This window comes from Streptomyces sp. PA03-5A (assembly GCF_033792725.1).
Taxonomy (GTDB): Bacteria; Actinomycetota; Actinomycetes; order Streptomycetales; family Streptomycetaceae; genus Actinacidiphila.
In genome coordinates this window covers 1-12,309 of the sequence record NZ_JARAVL010000079.1, presented here as the reverse complement: position 1 = coordinate 12,309, position 12,309 = coordinate 1, and the positions used below count along the sequence as shown (strand labels likewise).

The following is a 12,309-nucleotide window of genomic DNA, read 5'->3' as shown; positions in this document are numbered from 1 at the left end:
ACGACGACCCCAAGCCCTTCGTCTGGACGAAAACCGCAGACGAAATCTTCGAACGCCTCGCCGGATATCTGAACCGAATCAACGACTCAGGACACTAGGGCGCAGGCGCGAAAGCGCCGTGTTTCCCCGCACCGCTCCGCACCGACTTCCGCACATTCGTGGAGCAATGCCCGAAGTCGGCCGGAGGAGTCCGGCGGACTTTTTCACGGCAACGGGTCGACACGCGTAGATGCCACGGTGGATTCAATCTGCGGGGCAGATCGGCCTACCGGTTCGCCACGCTGGTCGTTCCCCACCTGAACGGGACGAACCGGGTCGAGGAGATCTGCGCGGGCCTGGGCGAGCGGCAGCAGGGCATGGTGGGTGAGCTGGTGGGCGCCCGGTACGCCAGGGGCTTCGCCCGCGAGGTCCTCCCGGGCAGCGACGGCCTCGACGAACTGGCTCCCGAGGTGGCGGAGCGCTTCGCGGCGCAGGTCGACTACATCGACCACTACGCCGGGGAGGCCGGGAACCGGTTCCGGCGCTTCCGCGACACCCGCGTCGCCGTGCTGGGCGACGACCCGGTGGCCCGGTGGTGCGCGCTGAGCCTGGTCCGCAACGGCTGCGCCGCGCTCGCGCTCCCGGCGCCGAGGCGCTGCGCGAGGCGGCGGAGCTGGAGGGCGCGGGCTGCCCCGTGGAGGTCGTCCGGTGGGACGTGACGGGCGACGACGGCTGGGACGACCTCGCCGGCTACGACGTGGTCCTGACCACCGGGGCCCCCGGGACCGCCCTGCGGCTGCTCGAGGCCGGGGTACCCGAGGGCGTGCGCCTGCTGCCCGCCTGGGCCTTCGGCGACCAGGCGGTCGTGGGCCCGGTCATGACGGCCGGAACGCAGGGTTGCTGGTCCTGTGCCGCGCTGCGCCTGGGCGCCAACGGCGAGCCCGGCGCGGCCGCCGACCTGTGGAGCGCGGTGCGCCTGGACGACCCCGAGCAGGCGGAGCAGGGGCGGATCTCCGGTCCGCCCGCGGCGATGCTCGGCAACCTGCTGCTCCGCAACGGCCCGGGCCCGGTGGTCATGCTGCGCGCCGAACTGGACGCGCTGCCGGTCCTGGAGGCCACCGGTCTGCCGTACGCCAGCGAGGCCGTCGCCCTCGACGGCGAGGGCCGCCCGGTGCCCGTCATGCACGCGTGCGGCCACGACCTGCACCTGGCGTGCCTCGGCGGTACGGCGGCGCTGCTCGCCGGCGCCACCGATCACTGGTCGGGCACGCTGGTGACGGTCGGCCAGCCCGCGGAGGAGACCCTCGACGGGGCCCGCGCCATGCTGGAGGACGGCTTGTACACCCGCTTCCCGGTCCCCGACGTCGTCCTGGCCCAGCACACCGCGCCGCTGCCGGCCGGGATGGTCGCCCACGCGCACGGACCGGTGCTGGCGGGCAGCCGGCTGCTCGAGGTCGTCGTGCACGGCTCGGGCGGCCACGCGGCCAGCCCGCACCTGGCGGTGGACCCCGTGGTCGCCGCGGCCGCGATCGTGCTGAGGCTGCAGACCGTGGTGTCGCGGGAGACCAGTCCGGCCGAGCAGGTGGTGCTGACGGTGGGCTCGCTCCACGCCGGCACCCGGGGCAACGTGGTGCCCGCCTCGGCCACGCTGGAGGTCTCGGTGCGCGCGTTCGGCGACGAGGCGCTGGAGCGTGTGACGGCGGCCGTGCACCGCATCGTCGCCGCCGAGTGCGCGGCCTCCGGCTGCCCGCGCGAACCCTCCGTCCGGGTCCTCGCGCAGTCGCAGCCCACGCTTGCCGACCCCGGCACCGCGGCCGCCGTGCGGGGCGCTCACGAGCGGACCCTCGGCGCCGCCCGCGTCGCCGTCTGGCCCGCGTCCACGGCCACCGAGGACTTCCCGCTGTACGGCCCGGCCGGCGCCGGTCTGCACGGCGCGACCGGGGTGCGCACCGCCTACTGGATGCTCGGGTGCGTCGGCCCGGAGCAGTGGGCGCGGACCCCGGGTACGGGCGCCGCGGCCAAGATGGCGGCCCTGCCGCCGAACCACTCCCCCGGGTTCCGTCCCGATCCCCGGCTCGCCGTCCCCGCGGGCGTGACCGCGCTGACGGCGGCCGCACTGGCGCAGCTGGCGTAGCCGGCACGGTGAGGACGCGGTGAGGACGCGGTGAGAACGCGGTGAGAACGCCGTGACGGCGCCGTGACGGCGCAACCAGCCGCCACCTGCGCGGAATTCGCCGCTCCAGCCCCCGGAGCCGTACCGGCGCGGCCGTGACCGATCGGGTGCTCTCCGCAACGATCTCGTCAAAGGATCTTGACTTGCGCGCCCGCGGGGCCCTGAATAGGACGGCGCCCGCCCGTCTCCGGGGAGGCACAGCCGTCGATCCGGGGAATGAGGAGGGTGCGGTGTCGATGAGGGGTGGAGGTAGGGCTTGAAGACGCAGAGGAAGGTACGCAGAACGGGAGTGCTCGACGTCGGGTGCCACAGCGCCCTGCTCACGATCGTGGAACGACGGGCCGGCTCGCCGCTGGAACCGGTACTGGCACGCAAGGTGCGGCTGCGGCTGCACGAGACGCTCGACGCGGCGGGACGGCTCGACAGGTCGGGGGTGCGCAGCGTCCAGCACGCGGTGGCGCGGACCCTGGCGGCCGACGGCGGGCATTCGCTGCCCTCGGTGTACGCCTTCGCCACCTCCGTCATCCGGGACGCGCCGAACCGCGACGAGGTCATCGCGCAGGTCGCACGGACCACGGGCATGCGGCTGCGGGTGCTGTCGGGCGAGGAGGAGGCCCGGCTGGCCTACGTGGCCGCCCGCGAGTGGGCGGGCCGGGACGGTGGGCCGCTGCTGGTGCTGGACATCGGGGGCGGGACGCTGGAGATCGCGGCCGGCACCGGAGAGCAGCCGCACGCGGTCCACTCGCTCCCCCTCGGAGCCCGCGCCGTCAACCGCCGCTGGGACCTGGTGGACGCCGTCACCTCCAAGCGGCGGCTGCACGAGGTCCGCGACCGTCTACGCGCGTCGGTCGGCGAACTGGGCGACGCGCTGCCGCGGGCGCCGCGGGACGGACGGGTGCTGGCCTCCTCCAAGACGTTCACCCAGCTGGCGCGGCTCGCGGCCGCCCGCGGCACCTCCGACGAGGGCCCGGACCGGCTGACGCTGAAGCAGGTGCGGCAGATCGTGCCCGTCCTGGCCGCGAAGGGCCCGGCGGGGCGCGCCAAGCTCCCGGGCATCTCACGGCACCGCGCGGGCCAGTCGCTGGCGGGGGCGCTGGTGGCCGAGACCCTGATGGAGATGTGCGGGGTGGACAGCGTGGAGATCTGCCCCTGGTCCACGCGCGAGGGACTGCTCCTGGAGCGCCTGGAGTCAGTGGCCCCGGCCGTTCACCGCCGCGCCGGCTGAACCGTCGGCGGGCACGGCCGCGCCGTCACCCGCCGCGCCCCAGTCCAGGCGCAGCACCGCCAGGTCGTCCGTGTGGCGTTCCCCGTCCAGGTCACGGACCTGCCCGATCAGCGCGTCGAGGTGCGCGTCGGGCGCCGTCACGGAGGTGCGGGCCAGCAGGCGCAGCAGCCCCTCCGCGCCGAGCCGCTCACCGCCGGGGCCGGCATGGCCTTCGATGAGGCCGTCGGTGTAGAGCGTCAGGGTCCCCCGCTCCGGCAGGTCCAAGGCCGTGGCGGGCCACTGGTCAAGACCCGGTGCGATGCCGAGGGCGACGCCGTGGGCCGCCTGGACCGGTCGCGTGACGCCGCCGGTGGTCAGCAGGGGCTCGTGATGCCCGGCCAGGTGCACCGTGGCCCTGGACGCGGCGAAGTCCAGGGTGAGCAGGGTGCACGTGGTGAACAGGTCGGGGTGCGAACGTTCCGCGACCAGCATGCGCTCCAGCAGGCGCAGGAGTTCCGGGCCGCGGTGGCCGCCCAGGGTCAGCGCGCGCCAGGCGATGCGCAGGCAGACGCCGAGTGCCGCGGCGTCGGGGCCGTGGCCGCTGACGTCGCCGATCACGGCGTGGACGCGCCCGTCGTCGGTCTGCACCACGTCGAGGAAGTCGCCGCCCAGCAGGGCGCTCTCCCGCCCGGGGAGGTAGCGGCTGGTGGCGGTGACGGCGGGGGTGGCCAGCAGGGGCTGCGGCAGCAGGCCCCGTTCGAGGCGGGCGTTCTCCTGTGCGCGCAGCCTTCCGGCCTGCAGGTCGGCGCCGGCCCGTTCGGCCTGCTTGCGCTGGACGGCGTAGCGCACGGCGCGCTGCAGGAGTTCCGGTTCGACCTTGCCCTTGACGAGGTAGTCCTGGGCGCCGGTGGCCAGGGCCTCGGAACCGGCCTGCCCCTCGGCCAGGCCCGTCAGCACGATGACGGCGGTGTTCGGGTCGGCGCGCTGGATCTCGGCGACGGCACCGGGGCCCGCTGCGTCGGGCAGGTGCAGGTCGAGCAGGACGCAGTCGGCGGCCCGCGCGGACAGCTCGAAGCAGGCGTCCGCCAGGGTCTTGTGCCAGACGAGCGTGTACCGCAGCGAGGTGTCGGCGAGCATCTCGGTCACCAGCAGGGCGTCGCCGGCGTCGTCCTCGACGAGCAGGATCCGGTGGTGCGCGACAGGGTTGAGCGGCGTGGGGGGTGTCGTCACGGTCGGGGCTCCCCCGTGCCTCCGGCGTCGTCCGCGGCGGCGGACGCGGTTCCGGACGCGGTTCCGGACGCGGTTCCGGACTCCTGCCCGGGGTCGGGCCGCTGTGCGGGGAGGGTGAAGGCGATGCGGGTACCGGGGCCGTACTCCGGGTCGATGCCGATGGTGCCGCCGTGGAACTCGACGATCTTCTTGCACATGGCCAGCCCGATCCCGTTGCCGGGATAGGCGTCCTTGGTGTGCAGCCGCTGGAAGATCACGAAGACCTTCTCGGCGAACTCGGGGTCGATGCCGATGCCGTTGTCGGTGACGGAGAACCGCCACAGGTCGCCGTCGCGCCGGGCCGCGACGTGGATCCGCGGTGCCCGGTCGGGGTGGCGGAACTTCACCGCGTTGGAGATCAGGTTCTGCCAGAGCATGCCCAGTTGCGTGGTGTCGCCGACGACGGTGGGCAGCAAGTCGCGGGTGATCTCGGCGCCGGACTCCTCCAGGGCGACGCTCAGCGCCTCCTCCGTCGCGCCGGCGATCCGCTCGAGGTCCACGGTGCCCTGCTGGTTGTGGACCCGGCCCACCCGGGAGAACGCCAGCAGGTCGTTGATGAGGGTCTGCATGCGGTTCGCGCCGTCGACGGCGAACGCGATGTACTGGTCGGCCCGCTCGTCCAGCTGGTCCCCGTAGCGGCGCTGCAGGAGCTGGGTGAAGCTCGACACCTTCCGCAGCGGCTCCTGCAGGTCGTGCGAGGCGACGTAGGCGAACTGCTCCAGCTCGGCGTTGGAGCGCTTGAGGTCGGCGGACTGCTCGTCGAGGAGCTGCCGGGCCCGCTCGGCGAAGGAGAGCTCCTCCGCGAGCCGGCGCCGCATGCCCTCCACGTCCCCGCCGAGCCGGCGCAGGTCGGCCGGGCCGTTCACGGTGATGGGGTGGTCGAAGCGGCCCCGCGTCACGTGCCGGACCTCGGTGCCCAGCAGCTCCAGGGGCCTGGTGATGCCGCGGCGCAGGCCCTCGAAGACGAGCACGGCCAGCAGCACGATGACGGCGGCGATGGAGGTGAACACCACGTTGCGCAGCCGCACGGCGGCGTCGAGCTGGGTGCCGGCGGTGATGCGGGCCTGCCGCAGGTGCTCCTGCTGGGAGCCGAGGGCGTCGCGGACCCGGTCGAAGGCGGCCCTGCCCTCGTCTGCCCGCTCGGTGGCGAGCGGCACGGGCTCCCCCGGCGTGGCCGAGGCGGAGGCGACGGGCCGTGCGATCAGCCCCTGCCAGGCGGTGGCCGCGTCCACGACGGCGTCAAGGTCGGCGCGGGCCCGCGCGTCGCCCTGGACGAGGGGACGCAGCCGGTCGAGGGCGGTCCGCTCGTCCGCCAGCCCCTGGGTGTACGGGTCGAGGAACTCCCGCTGCCCGCTGAGCCCGTAACCGCGGACACCGGTCTCCTGGTTCACCAGCGCCGCTTCCAGCCGGACCGAGTTCACCAGGGCCGGGGAGCGCACGTCGACCAGCTGGTCGGTCAGGGCCGAGCTGCGGTCCAGCGCCCAGATGCCGAGCGCGCCGAGCGCGGCGAGCACCGCGAGGGCGAGGCTCACCCCCACCCGGAGCCACCGCCGGGTGGTCCACGCCGACAGCCGTCCCGGGCCCGAGGCGTCATCGGGCACGCGCGCCGCCTCCGGCCTGCCGGCCGCCTGCACGATCGTCTCGCCCGTTGCCACGCTGTGCGCCCTCCGCTTCGCTCGCCGCCGCCGGATGCCCGAGGACGGAACCACTGTATCGGCCACCGACAACACTTGTTGTCGTGCGATTGTGCAGGTCCTAAGGTGGGGGCCATGCCTGGCACCCACTTCGCTCCGCGCCTGCCGGAGGACGAGCTCGCCGCCCTGGCGATCGGCGCGGTCGACGACCTCGCCCGGAGCCTTGCCCGTCGTGCCCTGCGCCCGCTCGCCGTCCCCGGGGCCACCGACGACGGTACCGAAGCCCGCGGGGACGCCCTGGCGTACCTGTACATGCTCAGCCTCCTCCAGCAGGCGGTCGAGCACCTGGAGAACCAGGCGGCCGAGCAGGCGGCCGCCGCAGGTGCCGGATACCCCCAGATCGGCCGCGCCTGCAACATCAGCCGCCAGGGCGCCCGCCGCCGCTGGCCCGGCCTGGTGACCAGCGACACCCCCCACCGTCCCCCGCGGCGCACCGACCGGACCCGGAGCCAATGATGATGATCGCCCCCGCCCGCCCCCACGATGTGCTGCTGGTCGAGGACGACCCCGCGGACGCCATGCTGATCGGGGACGCCCTCGCCGAGCGCGGTGCCCGCAACCTGACCCAGGTCGAGGACGGCCTCGCGGCGCTGGAGTACCTGCGCGACCCGGCCAACCGGCTCCCCGACCTGATCGTCCTCGACCTCAACATGCCGCGGATGAACGGCCACGAGCTGCTCACGATCCTCAAGAACGACGAGAAACTGCGCGCGGTCCCGGTGGTCGTCCTCACCACCTCCGCGGCGCCCGACGACGTGACCGGCGCCTACCGGCAGCACGCCAACGCGTACGTCACCAAGCCGGTCAACCTGGACGACTTCGAGCGCGCCGTGCACAGCATCGACGCCTTCTACCTGGACACCGTCACCAAGCTCCCCCGCCAGTGAACGCGACCGGAAGCGGATGAGCGTCAGTCGCGGAAAACGGGGTAGACGGACGGCTGGCCGCGCCTGAGCGCGGCCGGCCGGGAAGCAGTACGAAAGGCACCACCATGGAACCGAGGCTGGACGGCCACCCCGCCCACCTGGCCGACTGGCCGTGCATCCACGCCGGATTCGCGCACGAGGGCGACTCGGAGGCGATCTCCGCGGCGCGGCGCTTCACCGGCGGGTTCCTCGCCCGCGTCCAGGGCGAGCACGGCGTCCCGGTACCGGTGGAGACGGTCGAGACCGCACAGCTCGTCGTCAGCGAGCTGATCACCAACACCTGCAAGTACGCTCCGGGCCCCGGTCTGCTCGACCTCGAGGTGGACGTCGACACGGCGACGCTGCTGGTGTCCGTGTGGGACACCAGCAGCACCCTGCCTCTGGCCCGCGCCGCCGAGCCGGGACGGATCGGCCAGCACGGCCTGGAGATCATCCTGGCCCTGTGCGAGGGCTACGACGTGCAGCGGCAGCCGGTGGGCAAGCGCATCACGGTCCGCATCTCCCTGGAGCCCCGGACCCGCTGAGCCGCGGCACGCCCCGCCGTCACGGCGATCGGGTGAACCGCCGGCCCCGCCGGGTTCACCGGCGGGCGCGCATGGAAGGTGCCTCACGCGCCGGTCCGCCGTCTCCGGCGCCCCGCCCGGCCACCGGACCAGGACCGTCCAGGAGCAACGCCATGACCAGGATCGCCATCATCCTCGGCAGCACACGCCCCAGGCGCCTCGGCGAGGCCGTCGCCCGGTGGGTGTACGAGACGGCCACGCTGCGCGGCGACGCCGAGTACGAACTGGTGGACGTCGCCGACTACGACCTCCCGCTGCTCGACGAACCGCTGCCGCCGTCACTGGGCCAGTACAGCCGGCCGCACACCTTCACGTGGGCGGAGAAGATCGGCTCCTTCGACGGCTACGTCTTCGTGACGGCCGAGTACAACCACTCGATCCCGGGGGCGCTCAAGAACGCCATCGACTACCTCTTCGCCGAGTGGAACAACAAGGCGGCCGGGTTCGTCGCGTACGGCAGCGTCGGCGGCAGCCGCGCGGTGGAGCACCTGCGGCTGGTGATGGCCGAGCTGCGGGTGGCCACCGTGCGTGCCCAGGTGGCGCTCTCCCTCTTCCGCGACTTCGCCGACATGAGCCGCTTCGAGCCCGGCCCGCGCCGCGCGGGCGAGCTCGGCGTCGTCCTCGACGAGGTCCTGGCCTGGACCAAGGCGCTGGAGCCGCTGCGCCAGGTGCCGTCCTGACCTCGGTCCCGCCCCGCCCCTCCCGTAGCGCACGGCCCCTCGTAGGGTCCTGTCATGGACGGACGACAGGGGGGCGGTACGCCGACGTGCGAACGCTGCGGTGGGACGGTGGCCCCGGACGGCTACTGCTGGGACTGCGGTGTCGCCCAGGCGGCGTTCCGGTCGCGGGTGGAGGTATCCGCGGGCGGCGCGGCGGGCGTCAGCGACCGGGGGAAGCGACGTGAGGTGAACGCCGACGCGATGGCCGTGACCACGGCCGGCGCATGGACGATCGGGGTGGTGTGCGACGGGGTGTCCATGTCACCCCGGTCCGAGCGGGCGGCCCTGCTCGCGGCCGAGGTCGCCTCGGATGCGCTGGCCTCGGCGTTGCGGGCGGGGACCGTACCGGAGGTCGCGCTCGAGGACGCCACCGGGCGCGCGGGACGCGCGGTCGCGGCACTCGCCGTGGCACCGGACGAGGCACCGGCCTGCACCTTCGTCGCGGGCGTCGCCGGTCCGGACGGCCTGTGGTGTGCGTGGATCGGTGACAGCCGTGCGTACTGGCTGCCGGACGAGGGGCTGGCCATCGCGCTGACCGAGGACGACACCGGCGAACTCGACGTCCTGACCGGCTGGCTGGGCGCCGGGAACGGCGAGCCCGTACCGCGGGTGCGCAGCAGCCGGCCGGCGGTGCCCGGCCGTCTCCTGCTGTGCACCGACGGGCTGTGGCGGTACCTCCCCGGCGCGGAGGCGCTGCGGGCCCGGCTGGCTCCCGCACCCGGCTCCCCCGGCGGCGGGCTTCTGGACGGCGCGCGCTCGTTGGTCGGGTACGCGCTCGACGCCGGCGGGCACGACAACGTGACGGCGCTGCTCCTCCCCGTTCCCGCCGAGGTCCCGCCACGGGCGGGGGCGACGGGAGGGGTGTAAGCAAGAGATATGCGTTTTGCACCACGCGCAGGCACGTACTGGTCAGCCGAGCGGACCCCTGCCCTGATCGCGGTCCCGGTGCTGCTGATCGTGGCGATCGTCATCAGCGACCTGGTGATCCCCACGGAGGGGCACCTGGGACCGCTCCTGGTGGTGGCACCGGCACTGACCGCGTCGTTCGGCGGGCTCCGGCTCACCGCCCTCATCGGGGCCCTGGCGGTGGCGTCGCTCACCGTGGTGTCGGTGGCCGACGGCACCATCACCACGTCGTACCGGCAGAGCGAGATCATCGCGCTCGTCCTCGTCTCGGCCCTCACCGTGCTCTTCTGCCGGCTGCGCGAACGGCACCAGGCCGAGCTGCAACAGGTGCGCTCGGTGGCGGAGGCCGCGCAGCAGGTCGTCCTGCAGCCCCTGCCGGAGCGCATCGGCCCGCTGCGGATCGCCTTCGACTACCAGGCCGCCGAGGACCAGGCCCGGATCGGCGGCGACCTGTACGCGGCGGTGCGCACGCCCGGCGGCACCCGGCTGCTCATCGGGGACGTCCGCGGCAAGGGCCTGCCGGCGATCGGCGACGCCTCACTGCTGCTCGGGGCGTTCCGCAGCGTCGCCTACCGGGCCCCGCCGCTGCCCGCGATGTACGCGCACCTGGAGGCGACGGTGTCCTGGAAGGCGGCGCAGGGCTGCGCCGACGGCCTGGAGGAGGACACGGCGGTCGAGTCGTTCATCACCGCGATCCTCGTCGACTTCCCCGACGACCGTCCGGAAGTCCGCATCCTCAACTGCGGCCACCCGTCCCCGTACCGGCTGGCCGCCGACGGCCTCGCGCCCCTCGACCCGACGCAGCCCGCGCCGCCCATCGGCCTGGGGCTGCTGCAGCCCTCGCACCCGGGCGTGGACACCTTCCCCTTCGCACCCGGCGACATGCTGCTGCTCTACACCGACGGGGTCACCGAGGCCCGTGACGCCTCCGGCCGTTTCTACCCCCTCGCCGAGCGCATCGCGTCGTGGCCGGGTCAACAGACCCCGGAGGACCTGGTGCGGCACGTACGCGAGGACCTTCTCCTGTACTGCGGGGGCCGACTCGGCGACGACGCGGCGTTGATCACCGTACGGAGGGAGCCGCTGGGTCTCGGCCTGTCGTACGAGCCACGGGCGGTCGACCGGCCCTCGGCCCTGTCGGGCGGCCCGGAACCCGGTCCCGCCACGAAGGTGCCGCCCTTCGGCCCCGAGCGGGAATGACCCGCCCTCGCGCCCCGTCACCCCCGGCCGTGTCCCGCTGTCGGAGCGCTGATCTACGCTGGGGCCGCCCGCGCGACCGGCGGCCCCGACGCACCCTGCCCAGAGGCCCGCCCGACCGGAAGGACGGTCCATGAACGAGCAGCGCCCGATCGACTGGGACGAGGCCACGTGGCTCAACACCCCGCAGGAGGCCACGGCGGACGTTTCCGGGATGCTCGTCACCACCCGTGACCGCAGCGACTTCTGGCGCACCACCGGTTACGGCTTCGTGCGCGACGACGGGCACGCCCTGCTCACCGCCTTCCCGGGGGACACGTCGATGGAGGTGACCTTCCGCGCGGACTTCGACACGCTGTACGACCAGGCGGGGCTCATGATCCGCGTCGACGCCGAGAACTGGGTCAAGGCCGGGATCGAGATGTCCGACGGCGTGCCGCACCTCGGCGCGGTGGTCACCCGCGGGGTGTCCGACTGGTCGCTCGCGCCGGTGCCCGACTGGGCCGGGCACGCGGTGACCGTGCGCGCCAGCCGTTCCGGTGACGCCCTCACGATCCGTGCCCGCCGCGACGACGGTCCCTGGCGGCTGGTCCGGCTGGCGCCGCTGTCCCCGGACGCCGCCGCCACCGCGGGGCCCTTCTGCTGCTCGCCCGAACGCGCGGGGCTGCGCGTGGCCTTCACGGGCTTCACCCGGGGCGCGGCCGACTCGGCGCTGCACGAGGAGCCGCAGCAGGCGGGCGCCGAGGCCACTGAGGGCCGGTGAGCACACGATGGGGTTCGTGGGCGGGATCTGGCGGGTGCTGAGCGACGGGGAACCCGTCGGGGACATCACGGTCGAGGAGGCCGACTTCCCGTGGTTGTCGGGGCGGTTCGAGCCCGCAGCGGCGTTCGACCGGGTCCGGCCGCTGTTCGCGCGCGAGCTCGCCCTGATGGAGACGGCGATGACCGCGCCGGCCGAGGAGGACGAGCCCTGGGCCGCGTGGGAGGCGGCCTACGACGAGGTCCGGCATGCGGTGTCGCTGCGCTCGCCCTCGGGGCCCGTGGCCGAGTTCCTGCTGCACATCGAGGACGACCGGGCCTGGTTCCGGTGGAGTGACGAGCCCTTCGACGACGACTCGCCGAGCGACTGACGTCCCCGCCCTCGGCACCCCCTCCCCCTGAGCCTGGTAGTGGCACTACCAGGCTCGCTCCTTGACGTCACGACCTGACAGTCGCAGCGTGGGGAGCGTGGACAAATAGTGGCAAAGGCAACATTTCGAACATCACCTACTTGACTGCGGGACCTCACAACCCGCAGATCGGTGGGGCGCCGCTCTTACCGTCCGGCGCAGCGGCCTTTGAACCTCGTCCACGCCCAGGAACCGACCGGGCTAGGAGAGTTCTCATGCGTATTTCCAAGTGGCCCCTCGCCGCAATGGCAGGCCTCGCGCTCGCCCTTGGGGGTGCGGCCTCAGCGGCCGTCGCGGCACCGACGAGCTCACCAGCCTCAGCAGTCAGCTACGCCGAACACGGCGGTGGCGGTGGCGGTGGCGGTGGCCACGGCGGCGGCGGCGGCCACGGCGGCGGCGGCTACGGCGGCGGCGGTTACGGCGGCGGCGGTTACGACCGCGGCGGCGGCTGGGGCGGCGGCTACGACCACGGCTACGGCGGTGGCTGGGGCGGCGGCTACGACCACGGCG

At 73.9% G+C, this 12,309-nt stretch carries 13 protein-coding genes and 1 pseudogene; 12 read left to right on the top strand and 2 right to left on the bottom strand.

The window, feature by feature from the left end; genetic code table 11:
- Positions 1 to 356: 356 nt before the first annotated feature.
- The 3 genes from PV410_RS44500 (at position 357) to PV410_RS44490 (ending at position 3,377) form a co-directional block, all read left to right on the top strand.
- Positions 357 to 698: a hypothetical protein gene (locus tag PV410_RS44500; protein WP_500332377.1), complete on the top strand. Its 342-nt coding sequence runs from the start codon at positions 357 to 359 to the stop codon at positions 696 to 698.
- A gap of 158 nt (positions 699 to 856) precedes the next feature.
- A complete protein-coding gene (locus PV410_RS44495) occupies positions 857 to 2,113 on the top strand; it encodes an amidohydrolase (RefSeq protein WP_500332379.1) in 1,257 nt (418 codons plus the stop codon).
- Between the two features lie 295 nt (positions 2,114 to 2,408).
- The gene (locus tag PV410_RS44490) at positions 2,409 to 3,377 is read left to right on the top strand and encodes a Ppx/GppA phosphatase family protein (protein ID WP_500332376.1); all 969 of its coding nucleotides are present in this window, start codon (positions 2,409 to 2,411) and stop codon (positions 3,375 to 3,377) included.
- Here PV410_RS44490 and PV410_RS44485 read toward each other — a convergent pair.
- Both PV410_RS44485 and PV410_RS44480 read right to left on the bottom strand, forming a co-directional pair.
- The gene (locus PV410_RS44485) at positions 3,342 to 4,586 is read right to left on the bottom strand and encodes a PP2C family protein-serine/threonine phosphatase (protein WP_500332375.1); all 1,245 of its coding nucleotides are present in this window, start codon (positions 4,584 to 4,586) and stop codon (positions 3,342 to 3,344) included. The two genes, PV410_RS44490 and PV410_RS44485, sit on opposite strands and share 36 nt — an antisense overlap.
- Entirely contained in the window at positions 4,583 to 6,280 is a 1,698-nt protein-coding gene (locus PV410_RS44480) for a sensor histidine kinase (protein ID WP_500332374.1), read from the bottom strand. The genes PV410_RS44485 and PV410_RS44480 overlap by 4 nt, the downstream gene beginning before the upstream one ends.
- Before the next feature lie 114 nt (positions 6,281 to 6,394).
- Between PV410_RS44480 and PV410_RS44475 the strand changes: the two genes are divergently transcribed.
- The 9 genes and pseudogenes from PV410_RS44475 to PV410_RS44435 all read left to right on the top strand — a co-directional run.
- The gene (locus tag PV410_RS44475; RefSeq protein ID WP_500332373.1) at positions 6,395 to 6,775 is read left to right on the top strand and encodes a hypothetical protein; all 381 of its coding nucleotides are present in this window, start codon (positions 6,395 to 6,397) and stop codon (positions 6,773 to 6,775) included.
- A complete protein-coding gene (locus PV410_RS44470; protein WP_500332378.1) occupies positions 6,775 to 7,206 on the top strand; it encodes a response regulator in 432 nt (143 codons plus the stop codon). Before PV410_RS44475 ends, PV410_RS44470 begins: the two co-directional genes overlap by 1 nt.
- 104 nt (positions 7,207 to 7,310) lie before the next feature.
- Positions 7,311 to 7,769, top strand: coding sequence for an ATP-binding protein (locus PV410_RS44465; RefSeq protein ID WP_499509268.1), 459 nt, complete (start codon positions 7,311 to 7,313; stop codon positions 7,767 to 7,769).
- A gap of 152 nt (positions 7,770 to 7,921) precedes the next feature.
- Complete coding sequence (locus tag PV410_RS44460; protein WP_500332372.1) at positions 7,922 to 8,488, top strand: NADPH-dependent FMN reductase; 567 nt, start codon at positions 7,922 to 7,924, stop codon at positions 8,486 to 8,488.
- Between the two features lie 54 nt (positions 8,489 to 8,542).
- Positions 8,543 to 9,394 (top strand): PP2C family protein-serine/threonine phosphatase, encoded by an 852-nt coding sequence (locus tag PV410_RS44455; RefSeq protein ID WP_500332371.1) that lies wholly within the window; start codon positions 8,543 to 8,545, stop codon positions 9,392 to 9,394.
- A 9-nt stretch (positions 9,395 to 9,403) separates the two neighbouring features.
- Positions 9,404 to 10,633 carry a PP2C family protein-serine/threonine phosphatase gene (locus tag PV410_RS44450; protein ID WP_500332370.1) on the top strand — a complete coding sequence of 410 codons (1,230 nt, stop codon included), beginning with the start codon at positions 9,404 to 9,406 and terminating at the stop codon, positions 10,631 to 10,633.
- A 130-nt stretch (positions 10,634 to 10,763) separates the two neighbouring features.
- Complete coding sequence (locus tag PV410_RS44445) at positions 10,764 to 11,393, top strand: DUF1349 domain-containing protein (protein ID WP_500332369.1); 630 nt, start codon at positions 10,764 to 10,766, stop codon at positions 11,391 to 11,393.
- Between the two features lie 7 nt (positions 11,394 to 11,400).
- On the top strand, positions 11,401 to 11,760 hold the full coding sequence (locus PV410_RS44440) for a hypothetical protein (RefSeq protein ID WP_500332368.1): 360 nt from the start codon (positions 11,401 to 11,403) through the stop codon (positions 11,758 to 11,760).
- A 254-nt stretch (positions 11,761 to 12,014) separates the two neighbouring features.
- Positions 12,015 to 12,309 (top strand): annotated as a pseudogene (locus tag PV410_RS44435) (hypothetical protein); the annotation flags it as partial.

Coding starts and splice junctions, on each gene's coding strand:
- PV410_RS44465 (WP_499509268.1), top strand. CDS start 7,311: ATGGAACCGAGGCTGGACGGCCACCCCGCCCACCTGGCCGACTGGCCG.
- PV410_RS44470 (WP_500332378.1), top strand. CDS start 6,775: ATGATGATCGCCCCCGCCCGCCCCCACGATGTGCTGCTGGTCGAGGAC.
- PV410_RS44460 (WP_500332372.1), top strand. CDS start 7,922: ATGACCAGGATCGCCATCATCCTCGGCAGCACACGCCCCAGGCGCCTC.
- PV410_RS44450 (WP_500332370.1), top strand. CDS start 9,404: ATGCGTTTTGCACCACGCGCAGGCACGTACTGGTCAGCCGAGCGGACC.
- PV410_RS44500 (WP_500332377.1), top strand. CDS start 357: ATGGTGGGTGAGCTGGTGGGCGCCCGGTACGCCAGGGGCTTCGCCCGC.
- PV410_RS44445 (WP_500332369.1), top strand. CDS start 10,764: ATGAACGAGCAGCGCCCGATCGACTGGGACGAGGCCACGTGGCTCAAC.
- PV410_RS44495 (WP_500332379.1), top strand. CDS start 857: ATGACGGCCGGAACGCAGGGTTGCTGGTCCTGTGCCGCGCTGCGCCTG.
- PV410_RS44455 (WP_500332371.1), top strand. CDS start 8,543: ATGGACGGACGACAGGGGGGCGGTACGCCGACGTGCGAACGCTGCGGT.
- PV410_RS44440 (WP_500332368.1), top strand. CDS start 11,401: ATGGGGTTCGTGGGCGGGATCTGGCGGGTGCTGAGCGACGGGGAACCC.
- PV410_RS44475 (WP_500332373.1), top strand. CDS start 6,395: ATGCCTGGCACCCACTTCGCTCCGCGCCTGCCGGAGGACGAGCTCGCC.